The 21092-nt window shown below is 33.4% G+C and carries 21 protein-coding genes; 10 read left to right on the top strand and 11 right to left on the bottom strand.

All coding sequences use genetic code 11. From position 1 onward, the window contains the following. The 3 genes from NZ853_07765 to NZ853_07755 all read right to left on the bottom strand — a co-directional run. On the bottom strand, positions 1 to 737 hold a 737-nt coding region (locus tag NZ853_07765), incomplete at its 3' end, for a hypothetical protein (GenBank protein MCS7205579.1). Positions 738 to 794: 57 nt separating this feature from the next. Further along, on the bottom strand, positions 795 to 1496 hold the full coding sequence (locus NZ853_07760) for a YggS family pyridoxal phosphate-dependent enzyme (protein MCS7205578.1): 702 nt from the start codon (positions 1494 to 1496) through the stop codon (positions 795 to 797). Between the two features lie 9 nt (positions 1497 to 1505). Then, positions 1506 to 1985: a hypothetical protein gene (locus tag NZ853_07755; GenBank protein MCS7205577.1), complete on the bottom strand. Its 480-nt coding sequence runs from the start codon at positions 1983 to 1985 to the stop codon at positions 1506 to 1508. A gap of 134 nt (positions 1986 to 2119) precedes the next feature. Here NZ853_07755 and sppA point away from each other — a divergent pair, with 134 nt between their 5' ends. The 8 genes from sppA to NZ853_07715 are packed head-to-tail and all read left to right on the top strand — an operon-like array spanning position 2120 to position 8613. Next, positions 2120 to 3073 carry a signal peptide peptidase SppA gene (gene sppA, locus NZ853_07750; GenBank protein MCS7205576.1) on the top strand — a complete coding sequence of 318 codons (954 nt, stop codon included), beginning with the start codon at positions 2120 to 2122 and terminating at the stop codon, positions 3071 to 3073. Positions 3074 to 3096: 23 nt separating this feature from the next. Continuing rightward, complete coding sequence (locus tag NZ853_07745) at positions 3097 to 3669, top strand: hypothetical protein (protein MCS7205575.1); 573 nt, start codon at positions 3097 to 3099, stop codon at positions 3667 to 3669. Positions 3670 to 3677: 8 nt separating this feature from the next. Further along, positions 3678 to 4457, top strand: a complete 780-nt coding sequence (gene surE, locus NZ853_07740; GenBank protein MCS7205574.1) for a 5'/3'-nucleotidase SurE — start codon at positions 3678 to 3680, stop codon at positions 4455 to 4457. Next, positions 4415 to 5122, top strand: a complete 708-nt coding sequence (locus NZ853_07735; protein MCS7205573.1) for a tetratricopeptide repeat protein — start codon at positions 4415 to 4417, stop codon at positions 5120 to 5122. Before surE ends, NZ853_07735 begins: the two co-directional genes overlap by 43 nt. 41 nt (positions 5123 to 5163) lie before the next feature. Continuing rightward, positions 5164 to 6441: an MFS transporter gene (locus tag NZ853_07730; GenBank protein ID MCS7205572.1), complete on the top strand. Its 1278-nt coding sequence runs from the start codon at positions 5164 to 5166 to the stop codon at positions 6439 to 6441. Further along, the gene (locus tag NZ853_07725; GenBank protein ID MCS7205571.1) at positions 6442 to 7245 is read left to right on the top strand and encodes a TlyA family RNA methyltransferase; all 804 of its coding nucleotides are present in this window, start codon (positions 6442 to 6444) and stop codon (positions 7243 to 7245) included. It abuts the gene before it with no gap. 40 nt (positions 7246 to 7285) lie between these two features. Continuing rightward, entirely contained in the window at positions 7286 to 7750 is a 465-nt protein-coding gene (locus tag NZ853_07720) for a hypothetical protein (protein ID MCS7205570.1), read from the top strand. Continuing rightward, positions 7747 to 8613 (top strand): hypothetical protein, encoded by an 867-nt coding sequence (locus tag NZ853_07715; GenBank protein MCS7205569.1) that lies wholly within the window; start codon positions 7747 to 7749, stop codon positions 8611 to 8613. Before NZ853_07720 ends, NZ853_07715 begins: the two co-directional genes overlap by 4 nt. Positions 8614 to 8616: 3 nt before the next feature. Here the strand turns inward: NZ853_07715 and NZ853_07710 are convergent, their stop codons facing one another. Further along, the gene (locus tag NZ853_07710) at positions 8617 to 9345 is read right to left on the bottom strand and encodes a hypothetical protein (GenBank protein MCS7205568.1); all 729 of its coding nucleotides are present in this window, start codon (positions 9343 to 9345) and stop codon (positions 8617 to 8619) included. Between NZ853_07710 and NZ853_07705 the strand changes: the two genes are divergently transcribed. After that, the gene (locus NZ853_07705) at positions 9320 to 11515 is read left to right on the top strand and encodes a hypothetical protein (GenBank protein MCS7205567.1); all 2196 of its coding nucleotides are present in this window, start codon (positions 9320 to 9322) and stop codon (positions 11513 to 11515) included. The genes NZ853_07710 and NZ853_07705 overlap by 26 nt on opposite strands. Here the strand turns inward: NZ853_07705 and NZ853_07700 are convergent. Then, positions 11490 to 12692: an ATP-grasp domain-containing protein gene (locus NZ853_07700; protein MCS7205566.1), complete on the bottom strand. Its 1203-nt coding sequence runs from the start codon at positions 12690 to 12692 to the stop codon at positions 11490 to 11492. The two genes, NZ853_07705 and NZ853_07700, sit on opposite strands and share 26 nt — an antisense overlap. A 42-nt stretch (positions 12693 to 12734) precedes the next feature. Here NZ853_07700 and NZ853_07695 point away from each other — a divergent pair, with 42 nt between their 5' ends. Continuing rightward, positions 12735 to 13595, top strand: a complete 861-nt coding sequence (locus NZ853_07695; GenBank protein MCS7205565.1) for a flagellar hook-basal body protein — start codon at positions 12735 to 12737, stop codon at positions 13593 to 13595. Between the two features lie 9 nt (positions 13596 to 13604). Here NZ853_07695 and NZ853_07690 read toward each other — a convergent pair whose 3' ends face one another. The 6 genes from NZ853_07690 to NZ853_07665 form a co-directional block, all read right to left on the bottom strand. Beyond that, positions 13605 to 14912, bottom strand: a complete 1308-nt coding sequence (locus tag NZ853_07690) for a PQQ-binding-like beta-propeller repeat protein (protein MCS7205564.1) — start codon at positions 14910 to 14912, stop codon at positions 13605 to 13607. Continuing rightward, positions 14858 to 17170 carry a transglutaminase domain-containing protein gene (locus NZ853_07685; protein MCS7205563.1) on the bottom strand — a complete coding sequence of 771 codons (2313 nt, stop codon included), beginning with the start codon at positions 17168 to 17170 and terminating at the stop codon, positions 14858 to 14860. The genes NZ853_07690 and NZ853_07685 overlap by 55 nt, the downstream gene beginning before the upstream one ends. Before the next feature lie 3 nt (positions 17171 to 17173). Next, a complete protein-coding gene (locus NZ853_07680; GenBank protein MCS7205562.1) occupies positions 17174 to 18424 on the bottom strand; it encodes a DUF58 domain-containing protein in 1251 nt (416 codons plus the stop codon). After that, on the bottom strand, positions 18424 to 19419 hold the full coding sequence (locus NZ853_07675) for a MoxR family ATPase (protein MCS7205561.1): 996 nt from the start codon (positions 19417 to 19419) through the stop codon (positions 18424 to 18426). The genes NZ853_07680 and NZ853_07675 overlap by 1 nt, the downstream gene beginning before the upstream one ends. A 1-nt stretch (position 19420) precedes the next feature. Further along, on the bottom strand, positions 19421 to 19621 hold the full coding sequence (gene rpmE, locus NZ853_07670; protein MCS7205560.1) for a 50S ribosomal protein L31: 201 nt from the start codon (positions 19619 to 19621) through the stop codon (positions 19421 to 19423). A gap of 73 nt (positions 19622 to 19694) precedes the next feature. Further along, complete coding sequence (locus NZ853_07665; GenBank protein MCS7205559.1) at positions 19695 to 21089, bottom strand: MFS transporter; 1395 nt, start codon at positions 21087 to 21089, stop codon at positions 19695 to 19697. Between the last annotated feature and the right edge of the window lie 3 nt (positions 21090 to 21092).

Genomic DNA, 21092 nt, shown 5'->3' with positions numbered 1-21092 from the left:
TTTGTTTTTAAGATTGTTTGTTGTATTTCTACTGGTAATGTTAACAACTTTTTTAGAAACTCTTTTTCAAAGTTTAGTTCATCAATATCCACATCTGTATGGGGATTAACGTGAAATTGATTTTGATGAAACCAATTTTTATTTACGTATTTTGGTATTTGATTTTCTTCTGTATAAAGTTTTATGAAGTCCCTTATTATATTTAAATTTTCATCTTCAACCTTTTTTGTGTCATTTAATTCATCGAAAAGCTTTTTTTGTATTTTATAGTAGCCTATAGATAAATTAATGTTATAAATGTTAATTTTTTTATAAAATTCTTCAAGTTTTTTTAATATATTGAAATATACTTGTGTTTCGAATTGTAAGGACTGTAGTGCTATAATACCAATATTGAGTTTTCCAAGTATAATATTTTGTATTCCACTTTTTATTGATACAGGAAATGCACTTACTATGCTATTTTTTGTAGTTACTATTTTTAATGGATATGCGTAATTGGAGAAAATTTGGCTAAAAGATGGAATAAAATTTTTTACAGGTAAAACCATTAAATAACTTTTAATCGAAGGATCAATGATTCCGATTTCTCCTTCATGAATAATAATAAGTTGAGATACCTTTGAATTTTCATTTATAATGATGGTTTGAGGTTCAATGTTTTTTTGAGAAAAGGATTCGTCACTTTTGATAATTGCAGACTTTTGAGATTTTTGCAATTCTACATTTTGTGTCATGAAAAAATTATAAAGAATACTTTACTATCTGTAAAGAAAATTTTCAGTGTTAAAGACCTAAATATTTATATTCCTGCTTCCAGTTATGGCGGTTCCAATCCTCAAGATAGTAGCACCTTCTTCTAATGCTATCTTCCAATCATGGGACATACCCATACTGAGTTCCCCATTTTGCATATATTTATCACGTATAGTTCTTAATTCCTTAAAAACTTTTCTGGTTACCTCCAAATTTCCGTCTGAAGGACCCATTACCATAAAGCCTTTCCAAATTAAACCTTCGTTTTGTATTATTTTCTCTGGTTGTTTTTGGACGGTCTGTTCGAATTCTTCGATGAACATACCCCCTAATTTCGATTCTTCTCTTGTTAGATTCAATTGAATCAAATAGAAGGTTTTCTTTTTTTCTTCTTGATATTTCTTTAATGCAGCTTTAGCTAAAATTTCTAAGGCATTCCATGAACCTACTCCATGAACCCATTCGAAAATTTTTGGAATGTTCCTAGCATTTCCTGACTGTAGGGGACCAATATGGTGTCCAATCAATGGAGAATCTTTTTTAGTTTCTATTAGTGGGAATTTATCTCTGGCTTCTTGGTATTTGTTTTCACCGAAATCTCTATGTCCATAGTCATAAAGTAGTTGGATTACTTTAGAGGGATGATTTTTTGTTACAACGACTAATTTTGAAATTTGGTAGCCTTGTTTCTCAATATAGTTGAGTATTGATTCTAAATTTTTTATAGGAGTTGTATCCATTCCATAGATTTAACCAAGAAATTGATTTCTTGTCAAACGGGAAACTCTTTCAGCTTTTAGATTGCTGATGCTAACATTTAATTCTGATAAGTTAATATCATTGGGGGAAATAAAGTTCATAGCAAAGAAATTTTCTTGTTCAATTTCTAATTTTTTTAAAGTAAGCGTTAAATCTTCAATTCTTTTTTTTGTTTTTTCTAATAGTTCTTCACGATTGAATTTATCTTTTAGTTCTGGGAAAAGGGATTCGTTGTTATATTTTAGATTTTCGTGAATTTGTTCAAAATTGCCGCTTAGATATTGGAATCGAACTTGTTCTTTTGTGAGTTCATTTTGGATGGATTTTAGATTTTCGAATATCTCTAAAATTTTCTTGTGATGGGTAGTGTTTTCTACAATACTTTTATCTTGAGCTTCTTTTGTTGTTAACTCCCTTCTTCTGATAAAATTTCTTGCACTATTTAATAGATAGTTGGTTGTGATTTCCATAAACTACCCCTAAAAGAAAATCGGTAATGAGAATCAAAATTTTCAGTGTTTTTTGGAAAAAAATAAAAAAATACTTTTTGTTAAATCAAATATGAGAATTGTAGCATTATATGTCAAAAAAAATCCAAGTTTTCATGATGTTCGTTTTTTTATTAACATTTTTGACATTCACATTATCGGTTATAAAACTTACGACGGAAAAAACAACTCAATCAAAGCTCCAGAAAGTTTCTAACTTTAGCAGTATTATGCAAGAAGGAATAGCGAAAATAAAACTCAAAGGTATCATTCATAATGATGAGACTCTAAGTGATGGTATATATGCACAGCAAGTAGTCGATTGGATTCAAGAAATCAAAGATAACATCAACCTCTTAGGAGTTCTTATCGAAATTGATAGTCCAGGGGGGGAAGTAGGTGCCACAAAGATGATTTACAATGCCTTGATGAGCTTACGAAAGGAAAAACCTGTCGTAGTCTATATAACCAATATAGCGGCTAGTGGTGGTTATTATATCGCTTCTGCTGCTGATAAGGTTTTATCGTATGAGACAGCCATTATTGGAAGTATTGGTGTTATTATGCTTCGACCCAATTTACAAAGCCTTTTGGAAAAGATTGGAATAGAAGTATATGTATTAAAATCAGGAAAATACAAAGATATAAGTTATCCTTTCAGAAATTTATCAGAAGAAGAAAAAGAAATGTATAACGAAATTTTAGAAACAGCCTATATGGGTTTTATCAGTGATGTTGCTTTGGGAAGAAAGCAGTCAGAAAAAGTAGTCAAAGATGATTGGGCAGAAGGAAGAATCTTTTCAGCGAAAAAAGCAAAAGCCTATCAAATGATTGATGATTTTGGTGGAGAAGAAGAAGCAATCCAAGCATTAAAATTGATGTTAAAAACAACGAAAGATTTCCCTATATACGAACCCGAAGAGGATCCACTTAAGACAATCTTTAAGTATTTGAATATAAAAATATTTTCAAATCAAAGAACTTTACCTCAAAATCAGTTTTATCAAGTTTATTATCTTTTTTTTAATTCATCAGTGTTGAATTATTATTTTCAAAACTTATTACAGTAGTTATGTTGACGGATTGGTTGAAGATGTATTACTTTTCCCTTTTTCGTCCGGAAGAATGGGATATAGTTTATACAATTTATAAAATCAATTTATTTCGTATCTTTCATAGGGTATTAGTTAGTTTTTTTTTCGTTGCCACTTTTTTCATATGGAAGTCTCAATTCATGTGGTGGGATTTTATCGGATTTTCTTTTTTTGTTGTTTTTTTTTATATCATGATGTTGGTTTTTTCAGAACAATTTAGTGCTATATTAATAACGAATCTCTCAAAGAAAGATGAGAAATTCTCAATCGAGCTACAAGAAAATACGTTGCGTATTCAATCTATCATTGAGTTGGGATTATCTCCTTTTATTTTCTTTTTTCATGCAGGTGTGATTAGCAATTATCTTCAAGCATATGGGTTATTGGTGTTGGGGTTTGTTTTGATTTTGAGTTGGGTGTTTTATAACTGGATAGTGGCTATACAATCTTTTTTAGGCTTATCTTTTAATACTGTGAGTCGTATTTTGGTTTTGGGTTTTTTGAAGCTTTTTGCTTTGCCACTGCTTTTATTTTTTTTTCTCTTTCTCTTGATTCTTTTTATAAGCAAGTGAGGTTTCTTATGAGGATTCTAATTGTAAATGATGATGGTTTACATTCCAATGGAATGCTACATTTAGAAGAAGAATTAAGTAAATTCTATGAAGTTTACTCGATTTGTCCCGATCGGCAGCGTAGTGCTACTTCCCAAGCAATCACCATTCGAGAAACCTTGATTGTTGAAAAAGTATCGGAGACTCACTTCAAAGTCAATGGTTATCCTACTGATTGTGTAAATATAGGTTTGTATGGGAATCTTATTCCGCCTGTGGATATTGTGATTTCGGGGATTAACCATGGTCCGAACTTAGGCGATGATATTCACTATAGTGGAACTGTTGGAGCGGCAAGACATGCAGTCATACATAACAAAAAAGCCATTGCCATTAGTTATGAGAATTTTGATTTCAATGGTAATTTTCGAAGGGTGGCAAGGTGGCTTCGGATTTGGTTAGAAGAAAACTATCAATACTTGAACCCAGATGTAATTTATAATATCAACTATCCTTATGAAGAAGAAGAAGATTCCTTAGAAAAACCTTTCCCAGAAGTAGTTTATACCTTTCAGGGAAGTAGGATTTATAAAGACTCCTACGAAATCTTAGAAGAAGAACATCAAGAACGATGGGTCATGAAATTAAAAGAAACTATCTTAGCGAAAGAGGTATTACCTGGCTCTGATTTTGAAGCTATCCAAAATAAAAAGATCTCTATCACTCCGTTAAGCTTAACAACAACCCACTGGGAAGAACTAAATCGATGGAAAAATTTACAAAAGCAACCACAAGCCAAAAGCCTATAACAAAAAAAAGTCTATTTACATCTGATGAAGAAGAAATCATAAATAGAATTTTATTTTTGAAGCAAAACATCAAAGAATTACCCTCTCCCACAGATTATCACGAATTAGGAATTTTGTATTTTAAAATCAAAAATTATGACAAGTGTATTGAAATCTTAGACGAACTCCAAAAGAAATTCCCAGACTATATCGACATTAGTCGTGCTAAAAAGTTAAGAATCTTAGCCCTAATTTATAAAGAACAATATCAAACTGCGATAAAAGAAATCCAAGAGCGTTTACAAATAGAACCCCAAGATGTTGTGCTTTTAAGTTGTTTGGCTTATTGTTATGAGAAATTGAATGATTGTAAAAAAGCATTGTCCATTCATAAAAAAATTTTGCAAATTGAACCTGAAAGAGAAGCAAGTCTAAATGCGTATGGATATCTTTTAGCAGTATGTGGCAAAAACGAAGAAGATTACAAATTAGCTGAAAAATTTGTTCAAAGAGCTCTAAAGAAAAAACCAAAAAATCCTTATTATTTAGACTCATATGCAGTAGTCATGCTCAAATTAGGAAAAATCCAAGAAGCCAAGGAATACATATACCAAGCCTATCAATTAGAACCCAATAACTCAGAAATCCAAAAACACTTACAAGAAATCATGATGTTCGTAAAATAAACCCAATTGACTTTTTTTGTGTTTCTTTTTATAAGGATTACATGAATTCTGAACAAGAGGCTTTAATACAAAAGAGAAAACAATATGCTTGGTGGATTTTCTTTTCTGTTTCTATTCCGTATGTTTTAGTGTATTTTCATCGAGTAGCTCCTGCTGTTGTCTCTCAGCAGTTAATGTCTTTTTTTCAAATCACGGGAGCTGAGTTCGGGAATCTTTCAGCGATATATTTTTATATCTATACCATCATGCAGGTTCCAGCTGGTGTTTTGGCGGATTCCATTGGTCCAAAAAGAATCATATTCTTTGGTTCTCTTCTTTCTGGGGTTGGTTCTATTCTTTTTGGATTGTCAGAGGTTTATTCTTTTGCTCTGTTTGGAAGACTTCTTGTTGGACTGGGTGTATCCGTCATTTTTGTTTCAATCTTAAAACTCAATCAAAACTGGTTTGATTTGAAGTCTTTTTCTTTGATGTCAGGAATTACTATTTTTTTGGGAAACTTAGGAGCATTTTTTGCCACTTATCCTCTTGCGTATTTTACTGATTTGTTCGGATGGCAAACAACTTTTATATTTATCGGAGTGATGGGAGTTTTAACAGGTTTTCTCGCTTTTTTTGTCGTAGTCAATCACCCCAAAGAGAAGAATTTCCCTTTACCCGAGGGATTGTCAGATACTCCACCCTTGACGTTAAAAGAAGCAAATCGTGGTCTTTTTTTAGTGATTAGGAATCCCTATACGTGGCTGCCTTTTATTGCATTTTTTGGCATTTATGGTAGTTTGATGGTGTTTCAAGGAAGTTGGGGGATTCTTTACCTCATGCATAATTATAGCTTAGAAAAGATTGAAGCTTCCCAGTATTTGATGTTTTTAACCTTTGGTCTGATGGTTGGAGGAATCCTTCAAGGAAACTTAGCCAAGCGATTTCGAATAAAACGATTATTTTTCTTAAATATGTTGATATTTTTTTTGATTTTTATAGTTCTGGGAAACTTTCGATTAGAGTTAAAACTATTACCTTATCTTTTTTTCTTGATGGGGGTGGTGGGAAGTAGTTTTATCTTTATTTGGACCTTAGCAAAGAATGTGAATCTTCCTGAATTAGCAGGGAGTGCAACAGGAATAGCCAACATGGGAGGATTTTTAGGAGCTGCCGTATTACAGCCATTATTTGGTTTGATCTTGGATTTTCATTGGGAAGGACATCTTTTGAATGCCTCAAGGGTATATTCTTTTTTTGCCTATCAAAAAGCCTTCTTATTGTTGATTGGCTTTTTAGCTATAAGTCTATTAGCGATTTTCTTTAGCAAAGAACATCGATAAATGAATCAAAAAACCAAAAAAACCAAAAAAGAAAGAATTGATAAAATTCTCGTTGAAAAAGGGTTAGTCGAATCAAGACAAAAAGCTCAGGTTTTGATACTCAAAGGTGAAGTTTACGTCAACAATCAGAAAATCCAAAAGGCGAGTACGAAAATCTCTTACGATGATGAAATCATAATAAAACAAAAAGAAAAATTTGTTTCTCGAGGAGGTTATAAATTAGAAAAAGCCATTCTCACTTTTCAACTTGATGTTCGAGATAAAGTTTGCATGGACATAGGTGCATCAACAGGAGGTTTCACCGATTGTCTTTTACAATATGGAGCTAGGAAAGTTTATGCTATTGATGTGGGGGAAAACTTACTCCACGAAAAGCTTAAAAATCATCCCAACGTCATTTCCATTGAAAATACAAATGCTCGTTATCTAACGAAAGAAATCATTCCTGAGCCGATTGATTTTTTTTGTTCAGATGTTTCTTTCATTTCACAAACAAAAATTCTTGTCACTATAAAAGAGTTGCTTCATCATGATTCTTCTGGGGTAGCGCTGGTAAAGCCTCAGTTTGAGCTCTCAAAAAAAGAAGTAAAAAATGGCATCGTAAAGGATCCAGTTCTCCACAAAAAAGCCATAGAAATTGTCATTAATCAAGTCATTAAGCTTGGTTATTACGTCAATGCTCTTACAGTATCTCCTATCTTGGGTGCAAAGGGCAATCGAGAATTTCTCATTTTATTGAGCTTTTCTCAAAAATATAATATCCCAGAAAACGAAATTAATAAAATTGTTTTCGAAAATGCTTAAAGTACTTTGCAAAATAAAGTTAAGCAATTAATTTTTCGATATGGAAATCATGAAGAAAATAGTCTTTTTGTTTCTCATCATACCACTCAGTTTGTCTTATTTAGAAGCAGGACCAAAAGAAGGAGTCATGAGTGAGTTTCGAGCAGTAGAAGAAGGGATACGAAGAAAATTCCGCTCCGAAAAAGAACAAATGCAGACTCTACAAAATAATCTTCTTCGTGCCATGAAGATGGCAATTCAAAGAAGATTTTTTTACGAAGGGGACAAATACCTAAAAGACTTGACCATAGAAAACCTAAGTTGGGAAGCACCTCTCGGTCCAAATATTTATTATGTGAAGTATAAATTTTTTATTGTTAGGTTTGATTTTGCAAATGACCCAAGATTTTTCATTCAAGCACCTATTTATGAAAAGTTTTTAATCATGGATGAATTTTCAGAAGAAGACCATGATAAAGAAAAAGATAGAAACACGGCCCCGCCAGCTCCAAACCAAACTCGGTGAAAGTTTTATCTTTGATTGAACCACTTATTATAAATTTAGAAGAAGTTAGTAGAATTTTAGTATCCTTACAAAGAGAGAAAAATTTCAGCATTGATTATAAAGGTAACCACCATCCAATTACGTCTGCGGATATTTTAGTGAATGATTTTTTGAAAGAAAAACTTGGTTCTCTTTTCCCAGAAGCTTATTATTTATCTGAAGAATCGAAAAGTGAAGAAAAAAGATTCGCTTATGATTACTTATGGATAGTTGATCCCATCGATGGAACTCGAGAATTTATGAATCATACCTCTGAATATGCCGTATCCGTTGGACTCGTTTATAGAAATGAAGCCATCTTAGGAGCTGTAGCTTTACCAGCAGAAGGTTGGATTTTTTTAGGTGTTCAAGGAAAACTTTTGGATTCTGAACCTTTTTTGATAAAATACAATTATTTCGAAAAAATGCAAGAGACAATCAAAAGCTTCAATTACTTTAATAAAGAATTGGATCAAGCCAAAATCCTTGTGAGTAAGACGGAGTTCAAAAAGCATGGCTTTTCCCAATTTTCATCAAGCTGGAATATCTTTCCAACAGGCTCAGTAGCAAGAAAGTTAGCCAAAGTCGCGATTCAAGAAGGTGATTTATTGATCTCTTTAGTTCCTAAGAATGAATGGGATATTTGTGGTGGGGTAGCTCTATTAAAGGCAGTTGGACAGGTGGCTTTATCGAAAGTTCACTTATTAGAAAAAGAATTTTCGGAGGTTTTGTTTAATAAACCCAACCTTGTTTCCTATGGTTTAGTGGCTGGAAATCGTTATTTAGTAGAAAAATACCTCGAATTCCACGAAACTCATCAAGTTCTTATTTTTGACTCTTATTAAAGATTAAAAAGTTTCTAATAGGGTTCTTTCGACTTTATAGTTGGCATCTTCTAAATCAATTTTGAATTTCTCTAAAATTTTTGGACGATTAGCTTCTTCTTCTAATCGTAATAAAGTTATGATGCCGATGATTTTCGCATTACGATAAAGTTCTATCGCATCAGCATATTGATGGATTCGAGTCAAGTAATTAGCTGTATGGATTTTATCTTTGAGTACGTTAAGGTTGTGCTCTGAGTTTAAGTAATTAAAACTTCCCATTAAAAATTCTTTTGGATCCTTCAGTAGGATTTTGTTGGAAACTTCATTGGAAATTTCTAAAGCTCTTTTTTGATAAACCTCTCCATATTTTTGTAAGAGTTCATTTGAAATCTTTCGACTTTGCAGGAGGTTTTTATAAGCCTCTAATATATCATTGGAAACAAATGACTCCATTGCTTTTTTATAGTGGTTTAGAGCTTCTTCATATTGCTTTTGGGATTCGGGGATGTCTTTTTCATAATGCTTTAAGATTCGATTGAGTTTTCGTAAGTTTTTTTCTGCATCTTCTTTTACTTTTGGGAACTTCTTGCTTGCGATGTGTCTTTCCAGATAATCTGAAGAATGGATTGCTATTAAGGGGTTTTCTGTTAGAGTGATTTTATCACCAGGATTTGTGGTTTTCTGTTGAGCTTGAGGGAAAATAATATTTAAAGGTAAAATCATAATGAAAAGAAAGATTCTTTTGTTCATTATTTTACTCTCTCTCATTTCTTTTTCTATTACAAGTAATGACTTTTACTTTGAGAATCAAGAAATTTTTAGTTTAAAAGAATACAAAAATCAAAAAAGATTTTCAAAAGAATTTTTAAGAAATTTAATTGCTTACTATTACTATGACAAACCAAAGCAGCTGGAAGTAAAAGAATTCTTACGACAGTTTCCTGAATTTTATTGGATAGTAGAACAGTTATGGGAGCAAAATCCAAAACCTTCCTCTAATCCAGCTTTGAAGGTATGGGAAAAATATCTTTCAGTCCTAAAAACTCAAGAATATGATTACAAAGACTTGATAAATGATTGTCATTATTTCGGGGAGATGTTCTGTTCATGGCTAACATCTTTGCAGGAAATATATACAAAATATTATAAAATCAAAAAACCGTTATCGCTTGAAGATTATACGCAAATCTATATAGTGTTAGAAGATTTTATCAATAAAAATTATTACATTCCCTTTATGTATCAAACCGGGAAATGGCTACCTGATTATCTAAGAAGTATTGGTCTAAACTTGGAGGCAGCTTTGCTCATAAAAAATATGATGTATCGAACTGATCCCAATATCCAAAAACAATTACGTAGTGATTTTTATCTATCGCTGTTATATGCAGGCGATATAGAAAGTTTTATCAAAAAGTATTGGAGTGATCCCAAAGAAAGTTCTCAACAATTTCCTTTGGTCTCTATTTTCAATGTGATGATATTATCAAAAAATTTTTCTTTTTTGATTAAAGTACTTCAAAATGAACAAAATATTGAATTTCTAAAAAAACAAAAGGGAACTGACTTATGGACTGGATTACCAATCACCGAGGGATTGATTCGAATACGTCATGCAGAATTATATTTTTGGGGAACGAAAAACGAGAAAGAAACTTTAATTCTTTTAGATAAGATCCAAAAAAATAAATCCATAACAGAATTAGAAAAACAATATGCACGTTTGATTCAATCCCGAATTCTCTACGGATCCAATATAAATTTGGCTCAAAAAATTGCAGAAGATGTTCAGTTCAAGTCTCAAGAAAAAGGTTTTTATCTTTTAGAATACTATGCCACACTATGGAATGGTTGGTGCCTATACAAAATGCAGAAATACTATCAGTCTACGATTGAGTTTGTCAAAGCCGCCAATATCCATAAAAAACACCTGTCAAACAAAAGTCAATATGGAGTCCTTTTAGGACTACTTTTATCAAAAAGAAAATTTGGTATCACTGAATCAGAAATCCTTGAAACCCTCGAGAAAATTCATCAACAATACATTCCTGATCCTTATTTTTTTAGTGTGATGGAATGGATACCGACAGATATCCATTATGACATCTGGAAGGATATCTATATTGATTTTTTGTATGAGCAAAAAAGATATAGAGAATTATTAAATTTAATTTATAAAGATTATATAAAATCAATTTTCTTTCATGATAATCAAAATCCGAGTTCTGTTTTGGGGATGTATTCTTCTTATTTGTATTGTAAATATCTGCAATGTGCTAATGTTGTTTCTCCAATAAGGTTTTATCAGTCTGAGTCTTTTCCTTCTTTTTCGAATTCTACTCCCATTGTGCTTTTTCTTCAAACAACGAAATATTTACATGGCTTTATAATTCAAAACTCAAAAATCATAAGAAAACGAATAGAAAACAAAGAGAATAAAAAAAATTTCGTTCAAATGATCTTGAACGAAAAACGCCCTTTAATATTCATCTTAAATCCTCATGTGGAGCTGACCCATAAAGAGTTCGATACGAATTCCGATCAACATCGTTTTGTGCTGCTTTATCGAAATCCAGACGGTATCTCAGCCATCAAATCAAAACTTTCTTTTCAACAAGAACAAGAAATTTGCAAACAATCAAGTAAAACAAAAACAGGCATTTTTATATATCAGAATTGGTTTATCAACGAAAACTATCCTTTGTTAAGCAAAATCCAATGTTCTCAAGAAACCATACGCTTATGGGATTTGCAGAGATTTTGGCAGGAAAACCAAGTGTTTTACTACAAAGAAATTTCTCATCCCAAAATGCTTCGAATGTTGTATTATATTTCCATGATAAAAAATTGGTATCTGATTGAACAAACAGATCAAGAGATTATTACTTTCGAACCTATAGAGAATTTTCAGAATAATTGATGATGGTTTTTTTGAGTATGATGTCTTTTTCTTTTTGAAGAATTTCTAAAGGAACCTTTCCACTCAAAACAAAAAATCCTAAACGATCTTGGTTTTTATTTTGGTAATAGGTTTTTGTGTTTGGATCTTTTAGAATTTCAGAATAGTAATAGTAGGGAGACATATAGAGTTCCTTAGGAAAAATCAAGTTTTGAAAATAGCTCTCTTCTTGAAGAATAAATTGTATAAGCATTGATTTTTCTTTTTTTTCTAAAAGTTTTTTATATAAGAGTTCTTTGTAAAAGTTTTTATTCTTAATAGGTTTTTTTGAATAAAGGTCGACAATCATTTCGAAATAAGGTATGTTTAAGATTTCAGGAAACATAAAATCAGGAATACCTTCTCCTCCGATTTCAGGAGCAGCTTCGATGAAAAAAATTTCATTTTTTGAAACCACAAATTCCGCTAAAAAAGGTCCTATTTGGATTTCTGTTTTTTTAACGATATACTGGCAAATTTGAAAGATTTTGTATTTTGTTTCTGGATCCAAATCATTTGGAAAAAAATGAGAAAAATCACAAAAGATTAGTTCACCTTCTAAGATACGTTCTTTTTGGGTTATGAGTAAAGGATAGAGTTGTCCATCGATCACAACTCCAAAAAAAATATACTCACTTCCTTCATAATAGGGTTCAACAATAAAGTTTTCGTTTTGAAGGTAAGGTTGAACTTTGTCCCAGTTTTTTTCGAGAATGATGTTTTTTTTTGCATAGAAGCAATAACTATCTTTGGGTTTGATGATCCATGTTTTTGCGTTGTTTAAGTTTTCTATCATGTTTTTTTGGGTTTTTAGGTCTCTATGATGTAGAGCGATCTTTATGATATTTTTTTTATCTTGATACTGTTGGATAGCATTGATGGGATTATGGGGTAGTTCCAGTAAAAAAGCCAATTCATTTGCTATTTGAATTGCCTTTCCAAAAGAACGTGTATATATCCCTAAAAGTTGATTTTTGTAAGGTCTAAGGAGCTTTATAATCTTTTCTTTATCATAGATGGAATTCTGATAAAATACATCACAATATTTTTTTCCAATGGAGTTGGGATTCTGGTCGATGCCAATCACCGGGATTTGGAGGTTTTTCAGAGCTGTTATGAGAGGGATTTGATTTTTTCCTGCGCCTAAACTGACAAACATAAATCGATTAGCCAAAATGAAAAAACAACCGAAAGAATCAATATGTTAAGAGGTATCTACACCGCAGCAACGGGCATGATTATGAACCACTACAAAATGGATGTGATTGCCAATAATCTTGCCAATGTCGATAAAACAGCCTTCAAAGCAGAAGATGCAATCTTTAAATCCTTTCCAGAGATGTTGATTCGAAGAACGAGGGATGATGGATTAGGTTGGGTTCCCATAGGAAGCTTTGATTTGGCACCTATTGTGGGAAAACTTGGAACGGGTGTGGAGTTGAATGAAGTCTTTATCCGTTTCGAAAAGGGAGCTCTCAAGAAAACCGACAATCATTTTGATCTTGCCATAGATGACAAAAGTATGGAGTCTCCTGCTTTTTTTGTGGTTCTTACGGATCGAGGTGAGAAGCTTACACGAAGTGGAAATTTCACATTAGACAAAGATGGATTTCTTGTGACTCATGATGGTTTTCCTTTGTTGGGGGAAAAAGGACCCATCAGAGTTTCTCGTTGGAACTGGATTGTGAAAGAAAACGGAGAGATTTGGATCAATCGAAAGTATGGAAATGACCCTTTAATTGGCACAAATGAAACACAGAACCAATGGGAAGAACCCGTGCTTCTAGATCGTATCAAAATACGAACAGTGGAATTTCCAAGAGAACTCAAAAAAGAGGGGAATAGTTTTTATTCCATTACTCCTGAATCAGGACCTATGCTTGAATTTAAAGAAGAATTTTTTCCCAAGATATTACAGGGATATTTAGAAGCATCGAATGTCAATATCGTTCGGGAGATGACAAAAATGATCGAGGTCCAAAGGGAATACGAAGCCAATCAAAAATCCATTACAACACATGATAACCTCTTAGGAAAACTTATCAACGAGGTTGCGAGGTGATTATTTCTATTATCTCAAGAAAGGAAAAATCTCAAAATGAAACACTTCCTCCAAAACGTAAAATACGTTTTCATCAGTCCCTAAAATGATTTTCCCATTCGATATCAAAGGTGAGTTTAAAACTGCACCCTCTGTGGGATATTCCCATAGGGTGGTTCCGTCTTTTGCGGAAAGACAAACCAGTTTTGGTGCTTGAACAAACAAACCTGAGTCCGTAGCCTCACTAATCCCATTGACCCCAAAATAAATCCGAGCCCCTGCAACTGTTGGAGCTGAAGAAGAAGGAAAGTCTAATTTTTTGGTCCAAACGAGATCCCCTGAGTTTTTATCAAAAGCACGAACTATCGTATCTCCACTGGTGTAAATCACTAAATTTTCCCATAAAGTTGGAGCCAGATAATCCAAGAGTTCTACGTGATCCAAAAACAAAGTATATTCATTGACAGGATAATACAGACTATGTTGATATGTATCAGTATATTGCCACTTTAGCTCACCTGTAAATCGATTAACAGCATAGTAGTTAAATTCCACTTCATAACCCTTGTAGAAACTCGAGGAAAAATAAATATTTTCATCATCAATCGCAGGGAATGAATACCATAATGGGTAGGGGGCTGTAACATCAACATACCAAAGAAATCTTCGTTGATTGATGTCATAAGCGCCAAATCTTCTTCCTTGAGGTGCCCAATAAACAATATCATCTTGAACTTGAAAAGTATGATGAGACCACACAGGATTAGGGAGTTGAAAGACCGGCTTTCCATCTAAATCCAAAAAATACGTAGCTCCTGTATCACTTGTAAAGATAATATAGTCTTTGTATCGAAGAACTAAGGATTGCACGGTTTTTCCTGTGTAAAAGGACCAAACTTCTTCGCCAGTTTTTCGATTTACGGCATAGACATTTCCATCATTAGAACCGAAGTAAACATTTTGATCATCTGCAAAAGGAACAGAATTCACTGCTCCTTTGGTTTTAAAAATCCACTTCATATAACCAGTGTTCAAATCAAAAGCATAGAAGTTGCCATCAGGAGATCCAAAGTAAATCACATCATCGATCACAATGGGGGGATTAAAAGCCCTTTTGGCTCTCATTCGTTCTTCTTGGATTTTGATCTTCCACTTTAATCCTAAAGGCGGAAAAATGTGTTCGGAAGTATAACCTGAACCTTGATGACCTCGATATTCAATCCAATTGTATTGTTTCGAACAATTTACTATCAATAAAAGAAACAAAATTGAACTTATGGCTTTCATTGCTTGTAGAAAATCCCTTTCAGAGAGAGTAGATACTTGAGTTTTTTCCATATCGTTTTTGGTTTTAGGGTTTGAGAAAGCATTTTGTATTCGTCAAGTAGTTCTTGGTATCGTAGCTCTTTTTCTTGTTGAGGTAGACTGATACGAAACTTTAATTCTGTAATCAATTTTGCAAACCGTTCAGTTTGAGGAACTTTTGAGATATAATCCAATGGAGTTTCATAGATTTTACGCTTGGGGAAACCATAATCATAAAGCTTCATGTAAAGAAGTCGGTTAAGGTAATTCGTAGCTCTGGGGTTGTATCTTCGTGTTGCAAAGAAGAGAAAAGTATATAAAAAGACTTTATAAAAATACAAAACCATTAAAGTCAGAACGATCAAACTTCCAACAAACGTGAAAAATAACGTAAAAGGGAAATCGAATTTTTCTTTTTTGAGAGGGATGGGCTCGTCAATCAACGGGATCACCACATCTTGAGCATTGGGATCAAATTCAGGATCAGGAGGGATAGCAAAAGAAGTAGTTTCAATATCCACCCATCCAAATTTGGGAAAATATACCTGCACCCAAGCATGTCGATGTGCTGTGGTTACTAAATAAAGATCTTTTAATTCATATTTCTGCAAAGAAGGGATCTTTTTTCTTAAATGATAGACTCCTCCTACATGAGCTGGGGTTTGTAAATCCCGGGAAGCAATCCAACCATGAACTACTCTTGCTGGGATGTTGGCACTGCGAAGTAGTAGAGCTGTTGCTGCTGAGAATTCCGTGCAGTCGCCTTCTTTTGTCTTGAAAAGAAAATCTTTGATTTGATTGAAATCAGTTTTTTCTTGGAAACCTAATTTGTATTTATAAGTTCGATAACTTTCTAAGATGGAATTCAAAACATCAAAATAGTTTGAAGGATTTTTCGAGGCAAGGAGAGATTTAACATGAGATTTCAAAAGTTGTTCCTCTTCTTTGCTTAAATTCAACGATAAATACTTTTCTACTGAGAAGTTAGGTTCTTGGGATAAGTCTTGTAAGGTCAAATTTTTCCAATCCTCAGGTTTGGATATACTGACTCCACTAATAGCGATATAAGAAAACTCAAAAGGGTAGTATCTTTCATCTTTGATTGTAGGTTCGATTTGAAAGGGTCGATAAGCGATAACACGATCCTTTAGAGTTGATAGATAAAAAATTGAATAGGGAGATCGTTTTTCATCCAAAGGTTTTTCTGGATCATTCCATGTAGAAATCAGGTGAAGGTTTTTAAGTTGGTTCAACATTTCTTGTTCATCAATCAAAAATCCAGTTTGGGGTTCATACCTGACTAAATAACTTTCTGCTGCGTAAATGGGTTGGATTTCTGATGCAATCACCATCACAGCTATTTGTTTTCCTTTTGAATGTTGGGAACTTTTGAATTGTTCCCACATCTCAGAAGGAACCCCCTCTAAACGGTTTTTCTCTCTTGGCTGTGGGTTTTCTTGTTCTGATCTTGAGGATTCTCCTCCTTGGTTTTGTTGATCAGGATTAGGATTGTGTAATTCCGAGGGAAATTTTTCTTTGCGTTTTCCAAGTGGTTTTCCGTTGCGAAAGTTCTCTTCTTGACCTCCACCTTGTCTTCTATCGAAGAAACCATCCCCCTCCATCGGAGTTAATGGAGGCTCAGGCTCTAATGGGTTATAGACTACTTGATGTTTTACGAAATCAGGAGGTATCATGAAGGCAATGAACAAAAACAACGGAATCCCAATGACAGCAAAAAGTGAAAGTTCTTTTTTGTATTTCGAAATACTCTTTCCACCAAAAAAACTGATGTATAAAGTCAAAGAATGTAAGATAAAACTAAAAAGTAGTATGGCTATCAGTAAATTATTGATACCTTCACTCGCTTGTGCTACTTCTTCAGAGGATCGACTATATTGTAAGAGCTGATAATAAATCGTTATCAAAAGAAAAATCTCCAAAGTAGCAAAAAAAGGAAACTTTCCTTGAGATTGAAAAATTAACAAGGTGCTAAAATACCCCCATAATACAACAGCAAAAGGAAAAAGTAAGCTCATATCAAAAGGAAAGAAAATGAGAGAAGTCACAAAAAAAATCACCATCAAAGTAATTAGGCTTTTTTTGAAATCCCATCTGGGTGGTATCAAGAAATAACCAAAGATCATCGAAAGGGGAAGAAGAAACAACAACGTAATCTTCGTATAAAGATCATGGGAAACGGCAATGGCAGGATGGAAAAAAGGAAAAATCAATGCGGTTATGTATAAAAAAAACCTTGTGATAAACAGGGCATGTTCTTGTAAAAACTTCATATTCTAAATTATAACAGCTTTTAGGGATTCTTCTATTAATTTTCCTATCATAGGTTTGGGGGGTTGGGAGTTTAATCTTTCCTTACGAAAAACCCACAAACCAGGAAGAACATTCAAACTTGGAGTTTTTAAAACACCTACTTTTCGTTTTTCCCCATACCCAACGTGAAATAGATAGATTTTAGATTTCGCATTTTGAAGATAATCATGAAGATGGATATCAAAACTCGTGGAAAAAATAAATTTCTCTAAGGAATTTGAAGGATCAATCAAGCTTGGCTGAGTTATGTATTCTAACTCTGAAAGCTTTCTTGAGAGGATTTCTATGTCGTTGTCCTCGTTTACGTGTAGGATTTCTTTTCCTGTGTTGACATGAAATTTGTATTTTGGGTTTTGTTGTTTCCATGCTCTTATGAATGAGAGCACCCAGCTCTTTAGGTAATTGATTTGCAGGATGGCGTTAATACCATCTTTGTTTTTGTGATAGTGATAAGGACGGATTTCGATGTGAATGGTTTTTGACTCTTCTGGCGATAAAGGAGAGATTTTCGTGATTAGTTCATTTAACTTGATGGAACTCTTCCAGTTGATGTCTTTTAGTCGATCCCCAGGAATGTATTCCCTCATGAAGTATTTTTCTTCATCTGAAGTTTGTATCTTCTTTGTGCTTTCTAAAGTTGATGAAGGCATGATTTGAATTTGAGGTTTTTCTGAAAACAACGGTGGATGGATGGAAATTTTGATTTCATCGGGTTTTTTCAGGGGAATTTTGATTAGATTCAAAATGTCTTTGATGAAAGCATAACCTTTTAAATTAGCTATCCCACAAAAAGGAAAATAAACAGGAATTGAAACAAAATTCTCAGAGGGAAGTTTTGAACCCTCAAAGTAAAGATAAAAAAAAGCCTTTCTTCCAACTTTGATTTTCCCCTTCAGGATATAATGCATTCTTAAAAAAAAAGGAACGCTGATACTTTCAGCTGAAACTTGGATATGTTGATTGATCAATCGAGAATAAATAGTTTGCTGTAATTCACAAAGAACATAGCTTTCTTGATTTCGGATTTTTGAAATGAAACCTACTATCATCACAAAAACCAGCCAAAAAATCCCCAAAATAGAAAAGATTAAAGCAAACATGTTTAACGTCCCCCACGCAATTCCCAACAAAAATAAACTGATCACTAAAAGAAAAGTGCCATTCCACGTAAAAGGATAGTAAAGAGAAAAACCTTCATAGAGTTTTTGAAACATCACACCTTCGTGGGAACTTCTTTTAGAACCTGAGTAATGATTTCATTAGCATCCATCGCTGGGTCCTCTAACTCCAAACGATGAGCCAGCACTGGAACTGCCATCTCTTTTACAATGTCGATCGATACATAATCCATTCCACGAATGAGGGCCAAGGCTCTACTTGCCCTTGAGAGTTTAATACCCGCTCTTGGACTTGCACCAGTTATAACACCTGGATGATGACGAGTTTTTCGGATGATTCTGGTTATATAGTCGATGACTTCTCTCGATAGGCTAACATGATCCACTAACTTCTGCCAAGCCAGTAGTTCTTTATCTTCAATAACGGGTCCAAATCCATCCCATGAATTTTCTTTTCCGTGTTTTTCGATAATGGAACTTTCTTCGTTTTCTTCTGGATAACCCATAGAGATTCGAATCATGAATCGATCTAACTGAGGAGCAGGAAGTGGAAACAAATGAGCTCCTTTTAGGTTCATGGTAGCAATGATGAAAAAAGGATCAGGGATTTCGTATGTTGTTCCTTCGATGGTGACGGTTTGTTCTTCCATTACTTGGAAGAAAGAACCTTGAGTTTTGGGGGTTAGTAAATTAATTTCGTCCGTGAGGATAAAATGAGCAAAAATAGGTCCTTTGTTGAATCGATATTGATTATTCTTAATGTCAAATTGATTGAAACCCAAGATGTCTTGTGGGAGCAAATCCACTGTGCATTGGATACGAGAAAAACTTTCGATCGGAATGCCCTGACGATTGATGCTTGTGTGATTCCAACGAATTGAACCTGCTAAAGCTTTAGCAAGAGAAGTTTTTCCCACACCATGAGAGTCAGCCAAAATTACATGACCTCCAGCAATCTTAGCAGCTAAAATATATTCCAACTTTTGGGTTTTGATGGTGATAACACTTTTGATGTTCGCCATGAGGCGAAAAATGCCTTCTCTTGCAATCTGAAAGTATTCAGGAGGGATCCTTTCTTCTTTTGGTTGCATGTTATTTGAGTTTGTATTTACGTTTGAATTTTTCTACTCTTCCAGCGGAATCTACAATTTTTTGAGTTCCAGTGTAAAAGGGATGACAATTCGCACAAATTTCAACGTGAAGGTCTCCTTTGGTGGTTTTGGTTTTATAAACAGCTCCACATACGCAACGGATTACCGCATCTTTTAGTTCGGGATGGATTCCTGCTTTCATTTTCCAACTCCAGAGGGATTTTTTTCTAAACAACCAAGAATTTTTGATTTGAACTCTTAGTCAAATCGAATTTTTAAACTATTGATTTGGAAAGGTTTTGGGGAGCTTCTTTCAGCTTTTGGTAAGTTTGTATAATCCGAATCACCTTTTCGTGTTTTTTGCTATCATAATCAAAACTCAAAAAAACTAACGACGACAAAATCAAAAAGAATCCCACTCCATATCCAAAAATATAAGATATGTTTCTTGAGACTTCAAAAGATAAGGGATTCTCATGAAAACCAATAAAACCCAAAGCAAAACTTGAGATCAAAATAGAAACAGCTCGAGAAACTTTAATGATCATTTTTAGAAATCCAAAAAATAAGCCATCTCGTTTTTCTCGAAATCTTAATTTCACGAAATCGTAATTAGTTAAATCAGCAATCAAAGTATCCATTAGAACAATACTTGCTGCAAGGATACCTCCAACCACAGAAGCAATCAAAGGGTAGATCAAATCTCTTTCTGGAAAATTGGGATACCCAAGAACAGTTCCCAAACCTAATGAAAAAATAGCTAAAAGAATTAAGTGTTTTTTTTCAAATCTTTTGGCTAACCAAATCCAAACAGGAACTGAAAAGGTCCAAACCAACAAAAATACTAAAAGAATAAGAGACGTTTCTTGTTCTGAAAACTTTAGAGTATATTCATAATAGAACAACGCAATAGCAGAGTTGATCCCGATACCCACAAAAGCGATAAAATAGCTGAGCACCAAAACAAAAAGATATTGGTTTTTTAGTAGAAATTTAGTTGTTCGAAAAACATCAAAAAAATAAGATTTTGGAGTAAAAGTTTTTTCGTGTGTATCAAGCTGAAAACCAACTAAAGATGATACCCACACACTTATAAGAATTACTGCTGCAAATAAAATATTTTTTATCACACCTTCTTGATTCAAGGAAAAATAAGTGGGAAGAAGAATCCCCAAAATCAATCCAATATTTCCCCAAATTAATCGAAATCCAAAAATCCAATTTCTATCATTGGGATTAATAGAAGCTTCACTGCAAAGAGCTGAATGCGGAACGGACATAATGGTCAGAAATGTATTAAGAAAGAAATAATTAACTAACAAGTAAAAAAATTTCTCAACTTGGCTTCTTTCTTTTATAAAATCCAGAAATAGAACGATAAAAAATAAAGAAGTAAAAAGAGACCCCAGAATCATGTAAAAAACACGCTTCTTCTTCCAAACTTGATTTTTAGTCCTTATCACCAAAGGAAAATGATCAGAAATATAGCCCATAAGAGGATCGGATATAGCATCCCAAAGAAGGGATATTGAAATCGCAATACCTGCTAATTTCGGATCGAGTTTTATCTCATCAGTATAATATTTTAAGAGATAGAGTCGAATTATAATTTCTACGAAAAAGAAACCTAATTCTGCAAAACCCAAAAGAATATAATTAAATTTTGCCATGGA

The sequence above is a fragment of the Leptospiraceae bacterium genome (genome assembly GCA_025059995.1).
Taxonomy (GTDB): domain Bacteria; phylum Spirochaetota; class Leptospiria; order Leptospirales; family Leptonemataceae; genus SKYB61.
This window is presented reverse-complemented; position numbering and strand designations above follow the sequence as displayed.